This window comes from Methyloprofundus sedimenti (assembly GCF_002072955.1).
Taxonomy (GTDB): Bacteria; Pseudomonadota; Gammaproteobacteria; order Methylococcales; family Methylomonadaceae; genus Methyloprofundus; species Methyloprofundus sedimenti.
Window position 1 is genome coordinate 42,123 of the sequence record NZ_LPUF01000004.1, and the last position, 12,536, is coordinate 54,658.

12 protein-coding genes are annotated in these 12,536 nt (G+C 38.4%); 3 read left to right on the forward strand and 9 right to left on the reverse strand.

The window, feature by feature from the left end; genetic code table 11:
- Nucleotides 1-2 precede the first annotated feature (2 nt).
- From hemE to AU255_RS21505, 8 genes are all read right to left on the reverse strand, one after another.
- Nucleotides 3-1,067, reverse strand: a complete 1,065-nt coding sequence (gene hemE, locus AU255_RS17720) for a uroporphyrinogen decarboxylase (protein WP_080524235.1) — start codon at nucleotides 1,065-1,067, stop codon at nucleotides 3-5.
- Between the two features lie 108 nt (nucleotides 1,068-1,175).
- Nucleotides 1,176-2,261, reverse strand: coding sequence for a 3-dehydroquinate synthase (gene aroB, locus AU255_RS17725; protein ID WP_080524392.1), 1,086 nt, complete (start codon nucleotides 2,259-2,261; stop codon nucleotides 1,176-1,178).
- Between the two features lie 2 nt (nucleotides 2,262-2,263).
- Complete coding sequence (gene aroK, locus AU255_RS17730; RefSeq protein ID WP_233144738.1) at nucleotides 2,264-2,791, reverse strand: shikimate kinase AroK; 528 nt, start codon at nucleotides 2,789-2,791, stop codon at nucleotides 2,264-2,266.
- Nucleotides 2,792-2,848: 57 nt separating this feature from the next.
- Nucleotides 2,849-5,053, reverse strand: coding sequence for a type IV pilus secretin family protein (pilQ, locus tag AU255_RS17735; RefSeq protein ID WP_233144739.1), 2,205 nt, complete (start codon nucleotides 5,051-5,053; stop codon nucleotides 2,849-2,851).
- Nucleotides 5,054-5,135: 82 nt separating this feature from the next.
- The gene (locus AU255_RS20950) at nucleotides 5,136-6,278 is read right to left on the reverse strand and encodes a pilus assembly protein PilP (protein WP_233144740.1); all 1,143 of its coding nucleotides are present in this window, start codon (nucleotides 6,276-6,278) and stop codon (nucleotides 5,136-5,138) included.
- Nucleotides 6,278-6,844 carry a PilN domain-containing protein gene (locus AU255_RS17750; RefSeq protein WP_080524237.1) on the reverse strand — a complete coding sequence of 189 codons (567 nt, stop codon included), beginning with the start codon at nucleotides 6,842-6,844 and terminating at the stop codon, nucleotides 6,278-6,280. The genes AU255_RS20950 and AU255_RS17750 overlap by 1 nt, the downstream gene beginning before the upstream one ends.
- Nucleotides 6,844-7,908, reverse strand: coding sequence for a pilus assembly protein PilM (locus AU255_RS17755; protein WP_080524238.1), 1,065 nt, complete (start codon nucleotides 7,906-7,908; stop codon nucleotides 6,844-6,846). The genes AU255_RS17750 and AU255_RS17755 overlap by 1 nt, the downstream gene beginning before the upstream one ends.
- Before the next feature lie 271 nt (nucleotides 7,909-8,179).
- Nucleotides 8,180-8,296 (reverse strand): transposase, encoded by a 117-nt coding sequence (locus tag AU255_RS21505; protein WP_198942687.1) that lies wholly within the window; start codon nucleotides 8,294-8,296, stop codon nucleotides 8,180-8,182.
- Between the two features lie 1,009 nt (nucleotides 8,297-9,305).
- Here AU255_RS21505 and AU255_RS17770 point away from each other — a divergent pair.
- Nucleotides 9,306-9,539 (forward strand): hypothetical protein, encoded by a 234-nt coding sequence (locus AU255_RS17770; protein ID WP_080524240.1) that lies wholly within the window; start codon nucleotides 9,306-9,308, stop codon nucleotides 9,537-9,539.
- A 450-nt stretch (nucleotides 9,540-9,989) separates the two neighbouring features.
- Here the strand turns inward: AU255_RS17770 and AU255_RS17780 are convergent, their stop codons facing one another.
- Nucleotides 9,990-10,766: an exodeoxyribonuclease III gene (locus AU255_RS17780; RefSeq protein ID WP_080524242.1), complete on the reverse strand. Its 777-nt coding sequence runs from the start codon at nucleotides 10,764-10,766 to the stop codon at nucleotides 9,990-9,992.
- 96 nt (nucleotides 10,767-10,862) lie between these two features.
- On the opposite strand from AU255_RS17780, the gene rpmE reads away from it, so the two are divergent.
- Complete coding sequence (gene rpmE, locus AU255_RS17785; RefSeq protein ID WP_080524243.1) at nucleotides 10,863-11,063, forward strand: 50S ribosomal protein L31; 201 nt, start codon at nucleotides 10,863-10,865, stop codon at nucleotides 11,061-11,063.
- Between the two features lie 42 nt (nucleotides 11,064-11,105).
- Nucleotides 11,106-12,395, forward strand: coding sequence for a citrate synthase (locus tag AU255_RS17790; RefSeq protein WP_080524244.1), 1,290 nt, complete (start codon nucleotides 11,106-11,108; stop codon nucleotides 12,393-12,395).
- The last annotated feature ends 141 nt before the right edge of the window (nucleotides 12,396-12,536 follow it).

The window sequence follows — 12,536 nt, forward strand, 5'->3', positions numbered from 1 at the left end:
GCCTAACTATGATATGGCCCACTTAAGTCATGCACCGCATCGACCATTGCTTTAACATGTGCAGGATTAATATCAGGCAATATACCATGACCTAAATTAAATACGTGCCCAGAACCTTTTCCATATTTCTCAAGAATAGTCGCTACTTTTGACTTAATTACTTCAGGATTGGCATATAAAGTAATGGGATCCATATTCCCCTGCAAGGCAACACGATCACCCACTCTGGCACGCGCCAAGTGCATATCAGTTTGCCAATCTAGCCCCAGTGTATCATACCCCGTTTCAGCCATAGCCTCCAGCCATTGTCCCCCACCTTTGGTAAACAAAATTGTAGGTATTTGCTGACCATTTTGTGTCGTATTTAATAATGAGCGCACTTGCTGAGCATAATGTAACGAAAACTCTAAATACTCTTCAGTACCCAAGGCGCCACCCCAGGTATCAAAAAGCATAACGGCTTGAGCCCCTGCTGCAATTTGAGCATTCAGATAGACTGCAACTGATTGAGCCAGCTTATCCAACATTTTATGCATTAAATTCGGCTGCTCGAACATTAAGCCCTTAACCCTGGAAAAGGTTTTGCTGCTACCTCCTTCAACCATATACGTTGCCAGCGTCCAGGGACTGCCCGAAAAACCGATTAATGGTACGCGCCCTTGCAAGTTTTTTCTTATTAGGCGTACCGCATCTACGACATATTTCAATTCTATTTCAGGATCAGGAATGGGTAGCTTTTCTATATCTGCTGCAGTACGGACTGGATTTTCAAAACGAGGCCCTTCACCCTCAGTAAAATAAAGCCCCAGACCCATAGCATCTGGAATCGTTAAAATATCTGAGAACAAGATAGCTGCATCAAAATCAAACCGCTCCAAAGGTTGCAAAGTAACTTCACACGCTAGTTCAGGGTTGGTACATAGATTCATAAAACTACCTGCTTGTGCACGTATTTCCCGATATTCCGGTAAATACCTACCAGCCTGACGCATCATCCATACAGGCGTCTTATCCACGGGTTGTTTTAATAAAGCCTTAATGAATCTATCGTTTTTTAAATTACTCATGTTTTGTCTTAATCCTTGTACAATTTACTTATTCTTGTAGGTAACATTTTGTTGCTTGATTTCTCACTACTTCAGTCACTTTAATGTTAAAGCAATGCGCTAGAAATATTAGTTTTCACGTCCATAATTGTTTAATGCTTCAAGTAATACAGATTTTTCAACACTGACCGGCAAGCTGGCTTCACCTATTTTTTTAAGTAAAATCAGCCGTATATCACCATCAACATTTTTTTTATCTACTGCCATTAAGTTTATATACCCCTCTGCCAGTAAATCTGCTGGAGGCTCCGTTGGTAATCCTGCTTTCTTAAAAAGAGCCACTATTCTATTTACATCAGCATCATTTAGCCAACCCAAACGCCTTGACAAATCAGCGGCCTGACATGTTCCTATTGCAACAGCTTCACCATGTAAATAATGTCCATACCCCATTCCCGTCTCTATCGCATGACCAAAAGTATGACCTAAATTTAATATTGCTCGAATACCAGATTCACGCTCATCACTAGCAACAATTTCAGCTTTGTGTCCACAGGATTGCTCAACAATATAAGTTAATGCATTTTGATCTCTGGCTAATATGCTCTCAATATTAGCTTCTATCCAGGCAAAAAAATCAGCGCTTCGAATTAGTCCGTACTTAATAACTTCAGCCACTCCAGCTGCCAATTGCCGATCATCTAATGTCTGTAGTACATTGACATCAATAATTACACATTGTGGCTGATAAAATGCACCAATCATATTTTTACCTAGCGCATGGTTAACACCTGTCTTCCCGCCGACAGATGAATCAACTTGCGCTAATAAAGTAGTAGGAATCTGAATAAAAGGAACTCCGCGCTGATAACAAGCAGCTGCAAAGCCACTGATATCCCCAATCACACCGCCACCCAAGGCTATTATTGTTGCATTTCGGCTAAACTGTTTACTCAGCAAAGCAGCAAAAATGGTTTCCATAGTAGCTAAAGTCTTATATTGTTCACCATCAGGCAATACTACAACCTCAAGTTGATAGTTTTGTAAATGCGTGGTTACTTGCATTAAATACAAGGGTGCGATTGTTTCATTAGTCACAACGAGTACTTGTTTGGATTTTATATGTCTAGTTAATAATTCTGCATTATTCAGATTATCAGCACCCATATAAATTGGATAGCTCCTTTCCCCCAATTGAACCTGCATAGTATCTATCATTAATTGAGTCTACTCATATATTCTTTAAGAATTTCTTTTACTGCCACCTTACTTTGTATTTGACCACTATCAATCACCAGATCTGCACATGACTGGTACAAACACTCACGCTCATTTAATAAGGTTTGTATTTTTTCTCTGGGGCTATCCACATTTAGTAAGGGCCGTTGAGAATTTCGCGATGTACGATCGACGATTCTATCGACTGAGCACTGTAAATAAACAACAAATCCATTTTCTTTTAATCGCGCTCTATTTTCTGCATTTAAAATCACTCCACCGCCAGTTGCCAAGACTATATCCTCTAACTCAGTCAGCTCCTTAATCATTTTATTTTCTCTAATCCGAAAGCCTTTTTCCCCCTCAAATTCAAAGATAGTTGCTATATCAACACCTGTTATATCTTCAATAGCCTTATCACTATCATAAAATGGCACACTTAAGGACTTTGCCAGCAAGCGGCCTACCGTTGTTTTTCCGGCGCCCATCAAACCGATTAAATATATATTTTTTTTATTCATTAACATTTTTTATTCATAAAAAAAGGGGCATTATGCCCCTTTTTTTGTTGCAATTGAAGTTTACTAACGCATTTTCATCGAATCTTTAGTAATTTTAGGGGTAATAAAGACCAATAATTCTTTTTTAAAGTCATTTTTTGTGGTTTTTCTAAACATCCAGCCTATCAGAGGTAAATCAGCAAACCATGGGACTGAATTAACAATATTTACCGTATCACCTTCATATACTCCGCCTATCACGATGGTCTCACCATCTTCTACTCGAACACTGGCAGTAACCTGTCGTGTATTAATTGCTAAACCACCTGGAGTAGAGTCCCCAGGCGAATCTTTCGTAATATATAAGTCCATAATAACGCTACCACTCGGCGTAATTTGTGGTGTAACTTCAAGGATTATTGACGCATCCTGAAATTGCGTTTGTGTACCATTCTGACTAACTGTTTGGTAAGGGATTTGCTGTCCTTGTTCTATTTTAGCCAGACAACGGTCTGAAGTTAACACTTTAGGATTGGATACAAACTCTGCCTTTCTGTCATCCTGTAAAGCAGAGATTTCCAGATTCAATACGTAATTTGCACCACTCGCCAAAGTCATCCCTAAAGCACCATAAGGATTAGAGACCGCCAGATTAGACAATATCGGTGACACTATATCGCCCGGCGTGCCATTATTAGGATTACTCCCTGTAGTTGCTCCTACCGAACCATTCGGCCCCACATAGGCCGCACCAAATTTAACACCTAATTCTTGAGCAAAACCTTGTTCAGCAATGACAATTCTGGCTTCAATTAGAACCTGGCGTACCTGTCGGTCTAATTTCTGTATCATTTGCCTGATTTCTTCTTGGCTCTTAGCAGTATCCTTAACAATCAGAGTATTAGTGCGAGAATCAACTATCGCTGTCCCCCTATCTGACAAAAGAGAGTAATTTGCACCCTGCCCATTGTTTCCACGGTTACCTACGCTTCCAATACCACCTACGCTTCCGATAGCACTTCCGATACCGCCTCCAATACCGCCTCCAATACCACTTCCGGTACCATCGCTTGAGCCACCAACGCCGTTATTGCCAGCTCCTGTTGATACAGTACATCCATTCGCACTAAATGAAGAATAACCATTTAAAATATTTCTAAAATTCTCAGCTTTGGCATAATTAATCTGTATATATTCTGTTTTTAAAGGTTCTAATCGCTCAGACACTTGTTGCGATTTCAACTCTTCTTCTTCTAATTTAACAATTTCTTCATTCGGTGCTACGAGAATAACGTTTCCAGACTCTCTTTTTCCCAACCCTTTAGATTTCAAGATAATATCTAATGCCTGATCCCATGGCACATCATTCAAATTTAAGGTCAAACTCCCGGCAACTGCATCAGAAGCAATAATATTAAGATCAGTGAAATTCGCCAGAATCTGCAATACAGAACGAATGTCTATATCCTGAAAGTTTAATGATAAACGTTCACCGCTAAAGGGAAATTTATTCTTGCGTTTCTCTTCCTCTTCCGCTGTTGTAATAGCCCTTACTTCTACTGTTAACAAGCCATCCGATTGAAATGTAGAAAAATCAAAATCGCTATTTATCGGAGTAATTATTATATTTACTTCAGTTCCTACTTCTTTTGCCTCTATCATTGAAACCGGGGTGGCAAAATCAAGTACATCCATTTTTTTGGCATATACTTGGGGCAAATTAGTGTTTAAAAAGCTTAACTCAATCTTTCCTGATTTTTCCTGAGTATTTACGACTGTATTAGGGTTAGACAGGAATATTAATAAACGACCCTCACCATTCTTTCCACGGCGAAAATCAATTTTATTAATTACTTGCTCAGGTATTAACGCAGCAAATTGAGTTAAGGTTTTTTTGGTTAAATTTTCATGACTATCCCGAGCCATTCTACTAGAACTACGTAGCGCAACAATCACATGGTTTTCTTGGACTTTAACGTCGTAATGAACAAGTTTTACAAGATTAATAACTATCCTCAGCCGACCATTAGCCTCAATTGCAACATAACTGTCAATACCACCAGCATTTATTAAATTTTTCTTCTGTTTTAATGCACTTTTAACGCCTGCAAAATCTAATACAATTCGTGCCGGGTTATCTGTATGAAATACTTCCGGTTTTGCAACATCACCTGTCATTTCAAAGTTCAACTGCAAGTTATCGCCTGACAGTGCATTCAGGCTCACCGAACTTAGAGCAAGCTCTTGAGCTTCGACCAGAGAAACCTGCCCCAATAATAATGCGCTCATTGCAAAAATACGCAATAACGACCACTGCTTAAAAAAGCTCATACAAAAACCACCTTGCCTAATATTCATATTAATTTCCAGATCATTCAGATAGCGCGATTGATGCTTGATGTTCACGCCATGTCCCGGGCTGATCTGGAATAATTTCTATTATTTCAATTCTATCCTGCAAAATATGCAATATTCGTCCATAATTCATGCCTAAGTAATTTCCTTCATGCACACGATGAATTGTGCCATCACTGCCTTTAACCAGGCCCCATAAAACACTTTTCATTTTTACAGTTCCAACCATTCTTAAAGTATCCAATGAATAGTTTTCTAATTCTTCTTTATGGCGACTAAAATCCGGGTGTATTCCATTTGTAGAAACAGCTTGGGCCGCTGTTGCTTCGGCACCTTTCTCAATCGGCCTAAAAGGATCTCTTAAGCCCTCAGGGTCAAATAAGAAGCTTTCGACTGGAGGCATTGGCTCAATTGGACTAACCGCTATAGGCTTGATGTTTTTACGCATATCCATCAGTCTTTGTTCAAGCTCAGGATAAGAAACAATTACAGTACTTTTCTTTTTGCAACCTGGTACCATTAATCCATCATGATCAAGACAAACTAAAGCACTATTATCCAATACTTTAGCATCATTTTCTATTTGATTAACGCCTTCGCGGTAGGTTGTAATCATTGCATCCATTGCTAACAGAGGATTATTATTTGTGGGATTAATTTGAATGTTTTTAATGGTGACAATTCTTGGCAGTGTTGCAAGACCACTAATAAACAAGCCCAATTCACTGTACTCACCGATCACTTTTATATCAATAGGTAGCTCAATAACATCACCTTTGTCTACCGCTCCAATAGGTTTAAATAATTCAAACTCCAAACCGCTAGATAGGCCCGTTTGAGAAATATCTACCAATAAATTGGCAACCTCTGCTTTAGTCGGCATTAATTTCATCATTTCAGCCAGTGACGATTGTATTTGCTTATACTGCTTCTGATGCAATTCAAGGTTTTGTGCCATCCTCCATGCATATTGGTATTTAATCAGAGTATCCGCGACTTCTTTTTGCTCTATTTCTAATTGCGCTACTTTTTCACTGGTAAATTGGTAGTACCCAAAACACGTTATTATCAAGAACACTAGAACACCAGCACCTAGTTTAAGTGGTTTAGGCCAGGCACCTGCTTGATTAAGATCCCAATTAATTTCAGAAAGATTCATTACATATCCTCATCTTCTGTTTTACTTTTCCATTGCTTTGCATACAAAGTAAAATCACTTAACTGGCCCTGCTTATTTTTATTACTACCTATAATAATATTTAGCTCTGGATCAACTAGCCATTGATTAGCTTCAACATTCCTCATAAGTGCTGAAACACGTGCATTTGACTGTGTTTTACCTATTAATGTAACACGCGCATTATCCTGTCTCAACTTGGTAAGATACACGCCCTCAGGGGTTACTCTGGCAATTGCATCAATAAAATGAATGATTTCAGGTCGGCTTTTTTGTAATATTTGAATAGCACTTCTTTTATTTTGCAGAATTCCATTTTGCAGTTCAATATCTTTAATTTTTGCGGTGATCAAATTAACTTCTGCTACTTTCGCTTCTACTATACGTTTTTTATCTTGTTGTTCTGCAATCTGACCATCTAAATATGCCTGTATACCAAACAATAGTACTACAGCCAAAACAGCAACAAGCACCATACTAATAATAAATTCCTCTTGTTTTTTCTTGCGTAACTCATCACGCCAAGGCAATAAATTAATTCGAGTCATTAGTCAAAACTCCTCAGCGCCAAACCACACGCAATCATCATCGCTGCAGCATCATTACTTAAACTTTGTGGTTTTATTTTATTTGATAGAGCCATATTTATAAATGGGTTAGCAACAAACGCTGGAATACCCAACTCTTCTTCGATTAATTTATCAATTCCAGGAATTGATGCACAACCCCCAGCCAATATAACAGTATCAATACTTCTATTTGCACTAGATGAAATAAAAAACTGTAGTGATCTGGCAACTTGCTGTACTAATGCTCGTTTAAATGGCCCCAATACATCACTATTATAATTATCAGGAAGCCCCCCATGCCGTTTTGCAAGCCCGGCCTCTTCAAAGGAAAGACCATAACGTCGTTGAATTTCCTCAGTTAACTGCTTACCTCCAAAACCCTGTTCCCGAGTATAAATTGCTCGACCGTCTTGCAAAATATTTAAGGTTGTCATTGTTGCGCCAATATCAGCAATAGCAACGGTTTGCTCTGCATCATCCTCTGGTAGCTGATCCTTAAGTAAAGCATAAGAATTCTCCATGGCAAAAGACGCAACATCAACAATACTAGCGGTTAACCCAGCCATTTCCAAAACTTCTACACGCTCATCAACATTCTCTCTACGCGACGCAGCTAACAAAACATCCACCATTTCAGAGTTTGCTTCATTGATATGTTGCACTTCAAAATCCAGACGTACCTCATCCAGAGAATAAGGAATGTACTGATCAGCCTCAACCATAATCTGTTCTTCCATTTCATCTTCCGACAAGTGCGCAGACATAGTGATCACTTTAGTTATCACTGAAGAGCCAGATATTGCAACACAAGCATGCCGTGTTCGTGTCCCTGATTGCTTTAATGCGGCTTTGATAGCTTCTGCAATTATCTCTTCATTGAATATATGATTATCATCAATCACTGCATCATGAGTTAAGGGCGCAACAGCATAACTTTCAACTTTATATCTACTACCCGTCTTGCTTAGTTCTAATATCTTGACAGCAGCCGTACTAATATCGACTCCAAGAAGATGATCATGCTTACGATTGAACCATTTCATATAGAAACTCTTTTATTTTTTTCAATGACATCAGGGGATAATTTCGCAAAAAAACAATTATGTCCCAATTTAGTAAGAAGTATAGCCATGTTTTTATATTTTAATATTACCTTTAAAATCATTATGTTACATGCAAATCCACCAACTATTAATTTGCAAAAAAAATCGTAAAAATAATATTCCTTAAAAACTCGCTCTTAAACGAGCAGAATTTTAAAAAATCGAGTTGTCTCGGTCTAGCCTCCTTGTTCTCATGCTCTTTAAGTTGACCTCAAACATAAGCTCTAATTACAGCCTTGTTAGCATCCCCTATCGTTTCAACAAAGTAACTCTGAGTCCATAATTTTCCGTCCCCCAAAAATATTGCTTTTTGATCTCCAGAAAACACCGAAAAATTCTCTCGCAGAAATAGCTTTTATTATCGTCTACTTTTTCAATACCTTAGTAATGCAATAAGGTTTCTCTCAAACCAAGGAAAATTAGACAAATAAAAGGCTTGGCTTTTTTCTACACTTATTAAGGATACATAGCTTTATTATTTGCATCACTTCACTCGGGGACATCTTTGGCACCCCACGCACAACCGTATGCAAATCATCTAGGGGTATTTCTAATTCAACAATATCCATGCGTTATTAAAGTTACCTGATTACCCGCAAGCTTCAGTTTCTTTAAAAAACTTTTATCTAACAATCGCATGCTAACGAATACAGGCTATAAAGAAATTCCTGATAAGCCATAACCCACAGCTAAATTCAAAAGCATCAATAAATTTACAGAATTGTAAACCCCTGAGTAGCATATTGACATTCCCGATAAAAGAACTCGAAAATGAGCCGGCTAGCTGAAATATACTGTTTACCGCATTAACCAACAATAGCCGAAGCTTATACGTAATCAATTAAAGTTATGTGTAAGTATATGTCTTTAAACCATAACTTAATAGTTATAGTAAAGTAAACAATATAACGACATGTAATATAACACTAATTTTGATAAAAAGATTCTAAATTTCCCTACAATTTCCACTATAGCAAGTTTATATAGCGCTTGAACGGTCATAGTAAATAACCTTTAAAATCAATATACTAAGGTATAATCGTTCCTAAAAATAGATAGTCCATTGTTATATAATATATATTTATTCGGTTAAATTGGATTAGCAAGGGTGTGTCACCGTTACTGGAAACCGGGTAAATGGATATTTTTCCAATATCACCATTGATGATACCTCGTGTGATGATATTTGACTTATCCTGCTAGAATTGCAACACATTTATACAACCTAACCTTTAAAAGCAGCTGCTTTCAAAACCCTTCAAGAAGTAATTTCATAGAAGACCAAAAAAGTCAGTAAGGAAAGAGCTGCTGCAACTCCAAACAAAGACTTTCCTAGCATGGAACACAATGGCGTATTCTTGGCATTAGGCACCTTAGTGCGTACTTTAAAAGTGGCAAAAATATCTAAAGGGTATAATGCTGAATATTTTTCTAAAGGCAAAGCACCCTACACTAAGAGAAAATCAACCGTTAAAACAGTTTTCGGTATTATTAACCATATGCAAGGGTTTAGACAGTTTCACCTGGGGGCTTTAAATCCGTCTAAAGTATATGTAATGAGAATGCAGTAATTAAGCGCATAAAACAGATAAAGAGATAGTGCATTCACACAAAAAGTTAATTATTAGAAGATGACTTATCAACTTTTCATTTTTTAAAAATCTCAAATGTGACAGAAGCATCTAAATATATGATTTAATCCGACAGACTCCTAAGTAGCGGCCAATACGCTCATCAATCAGTTCGAGTCTTCGCTTTAATTTATCCTGAGTGTAATTTCTGTCACAGTTGTTGTCAGCTTTAAACTTGCTACCGTCAATAGCAACAAATGCTTCACTAAAAAGATTGAATGCGATTGAGATAACCATACGCGTAGAGCTTGAGCATTGATCAGGGTGATACCTTGCTCGTCCCGTGACAAATGAAAATTTCTATATAAAAACGCTTTGAAAATTGATTCGTAGAACGTTTAAACACTTACTCAACTGCAAGTTTCTACATTGTAAAAAGAAAGTGGGCAATTATTTTAGTGCATAATCATAGTCTATGATAAGAGGGGCATGGTCTGAAAAACGCTCCTCTTTATAAATTGAAGCTGATTGTACTTTTTCTTGTAAATGTTCACTTATCACTTGGTAATCAATGCGCCAACCTACATTTTTTGCCCATGCCTGACCTCGATTTGACCACCAGGTGTATTGATCTGCCTCTTGATTAATTGCTCTGAAGCCGTCGCTCCAGGGTTCCTTATGAAATAGTTGATCTAACCAGGCACGTTCCTCGGGTAAAAAACCTGAATTTTTCTGATTTGCCTTCCAGTTTTTTAAGTCAATTTCTTTATGTGCTATATTCCAGTCGCCACAGATAATATAATCACGTTCATTGTGTGCGCTTTTCTGTAAAATAGGCATATAACGATCCATCACACTATATTTGAAGGCTTGACGCTCCTCTTTAGATGAGCCGGAGGGCAGGTAGAGTGAGATAACACTGAGATTACCAAGCTGTATTTCTAGGTACCGTCCTTCGCTATCTATGTCATCAAAGCCCATACCTACTATCACTTTGTCGGGTTTGTGTTTAGTGTATACTGCAACACCGCTATAGCCTTTTTTTTCTGCGCTATGGTAGTAACAATAATAGCCGACAGGGCGAAATGCATCCGCTGTAAGTTGATCAGGGTGTGCTTTCGTTTCCTGTATGCAAACCACATCAGCGTCTTGCTGAGCTAACCAGGGGAAAAAGCCTTTACGCTCCGCAGCGCGAATGCCGTTGGTATTTATAGTAATGATACGCATATTTTTTATCTTGACTTGCAGATAGTTGAGTAAAGAAGTATTATACTCTGTTCAAAATTGTATGTTAGTCGATTTATTAGACGTGTAAAGGTCATTATGAAACCAGAAATTCACCCAGATTATAAACAAATAACCGTGACTTGCGGTTGTGGAAATGAGTTTGTTACAGGCTCAGTATTAGGTAAAGATTTGCATATTGAGGTATGTTCTTCTTGTCATCCGTTTTATACCGGGAAGCAGCGAGTAGTTGATACTGCTGGACGCGTAGATAAATTCCGTAAGCGCTATAGCAAGTAATCCTGTGAATCCGGTAGTTTAATTAAAACTTTAGGAAACATCATGGCACAAAACACATTGACCCTAAGAGATAACTCAACAGGAAAGGAAGCTGATTTTGCTATGCTTAGGGGAACTATCGGCACACCGGTTTTTGATGTAAGCTCTTTAAATAAGAAAATGGGGTTGTTTACCTATGACCCGGGGTTTATGTCAACGGCAAGCTGTAAAAGTGCGATCACTTATATAGATGGTGAAAAAGGTGTCTTGTTGTATCGAGGCTACCCTATTGACCAATTGGCTGAAAAGTGTACTTTTCTTGAAGTTGCCTATTTATTGATGAATGGTGAACTGGGAGATAAGCATGAGCAGGCTCAATTCGAACATGAGATAGGCCAGCATGCTATGTTGCATGAAGCTATGCGCGGTTTTATTGATGGTTTTCATTATGATGCGCATCCAATGGCTATGATGGTGGGAATTGTTGGTTCCTTGTCCGCATTTTATCATAGTGAGCTGAATATGGATGATCCGGAACATCGGCGTATTTCTGCGATGCGGATGTTAGCAAAAATGCCGGTAATTGCAGCCGCTTGTTATCGTCATTCGATTGGTTATCCTTATGTTTATCCACGATCTGATCTAAGCTATTGTGAAAACTTCCTTAATATGATGTTTTCTTTGCCGTCCCAGAAATATATTGATAAAGATAATTATATCGACCCGGTCGCTGTGAAGGCCTTGAACTTATTATTTATTCTGCATGCCGATCATGAGCAGAATGCCAGTACTTCGACTGTACGTCTGGCAAGCAGCACAGGCGCTAATCCTTATGCTTGTATTGCTGCAGGAATTGCAGCACTTTGGGGGCCTGCTCATGGCGGTGCCAATGAAGCCGTCCTAAGTATGCTGGGAGAAATTGGTACAGTTGATAGAATTCCTGAGTATATAGAAAAAGCAAAGGATAAAAATGATCCTTTCCGGTTAATGGGTTTTGGGCACAGGGTTTATAAGAATTTTGATCCTAGAGCGACAATTATTCGTAAAGCCTGTTACGAAGTCCTTGAAAGGACGTCAGCCAAAGACCCTATGTTTGATTTGGCTCTTGCACTGGAAGAGTATGCATTGAAAGATGAATATTTTATAGAGAAAAAACTGTATCCAAATGTAGACTTTTATTCTGGTATTATATATAAGGCTTTAAATATACCAGTTGATATGTTTACCGTAATGTTTACTATAGCTCGTACTGCAGGCTGGGTATCTCACTGGCTGGAGATGATGGCCGAACCAGGGCAACGTATCGGTCGACCCAGGCAGATTTATACAGGAAAAGATGTGCGTAACGTGTAGCACATATGCATTCATGATTAAAAAACAGCTTTTATAGCTGTTTTTTTATGTCTAAAAGGGATGTGTGCCCCCAGCTATGGACAGAAATTGAGTACACTAGTCTCATATTAAGACTGGACACGCCCTGGCATTAGTGGGTTG

Bases quoted from the DNA above. Each gene is read 5' to 3' on its own strand.
- hemE (WP_080524235.1), bottom strand. From the start codon at position 1,067: ATGAGTAATTTAAAAAACGATAGATTCATTAAGGCTTTATTAAAACAA.
- aroK (WP_233144738.1), bottom strand. From the start codon at position 2,791: ATGTTAATGAATAAAAAAAATATATATTTAATCGGTTTGATGGGCGCC.
- pilQ (WP_233144739.1), bottom strand. From the start codon at position 5,053: ATGAGCGCATTATTATTGGGGCAGGTTTCTCTGGTCGAAGCTCAAGAG.
- AU255_RS20950 (WP_233144740.1), bottom strand. From the start codon at position 6,278: ATGAATCTTTCTGAAATTAATTGGGATCTTAATCAAGCAGGTGCCTGG.
- AU255_RS17750 (WP_080524237.1), bottom strand. From the start codon at position 6,844: ATGACTCGAATTAATTTATTGCCTTGGCGTGATGAGTTACGCAAGAAA.
- AU255_RS17755 (WP_080524238.1), bottom strand. From the start codon at position 7,908: ATGAAATGGTTCAATCGTAAGCATGATCATCTTCTTGGAGTCGATATT.
- AU255_RS17770 (WP_080524240.1), top strand. From the start codon at position 9,306: ATGGAACACAATGGCGTATTCTTGGCATTAGGCACCTTAGTGCGTACT.
- AU255_RS17780 (WP_080524242.1), bottom strand. From the start codon at position 10,766: ATGCGTATCATTACTATAAATACCAACGGCATTCGCGCTGCGGAGCGT.
- rpmE (WP_080524243.1), top strand. From the start codon at position 10,863: ATGAAACCAGAAATTCACCCAGATTATAAACAAATAACCGTGACTTGC.
- AU255_RS17790 (WP_080524244.1), top strand. From the start codon at position 11,106: ATGGCACAAAACACATTGACCCTAAGAGATAACTCAACAGGAAAGGAA.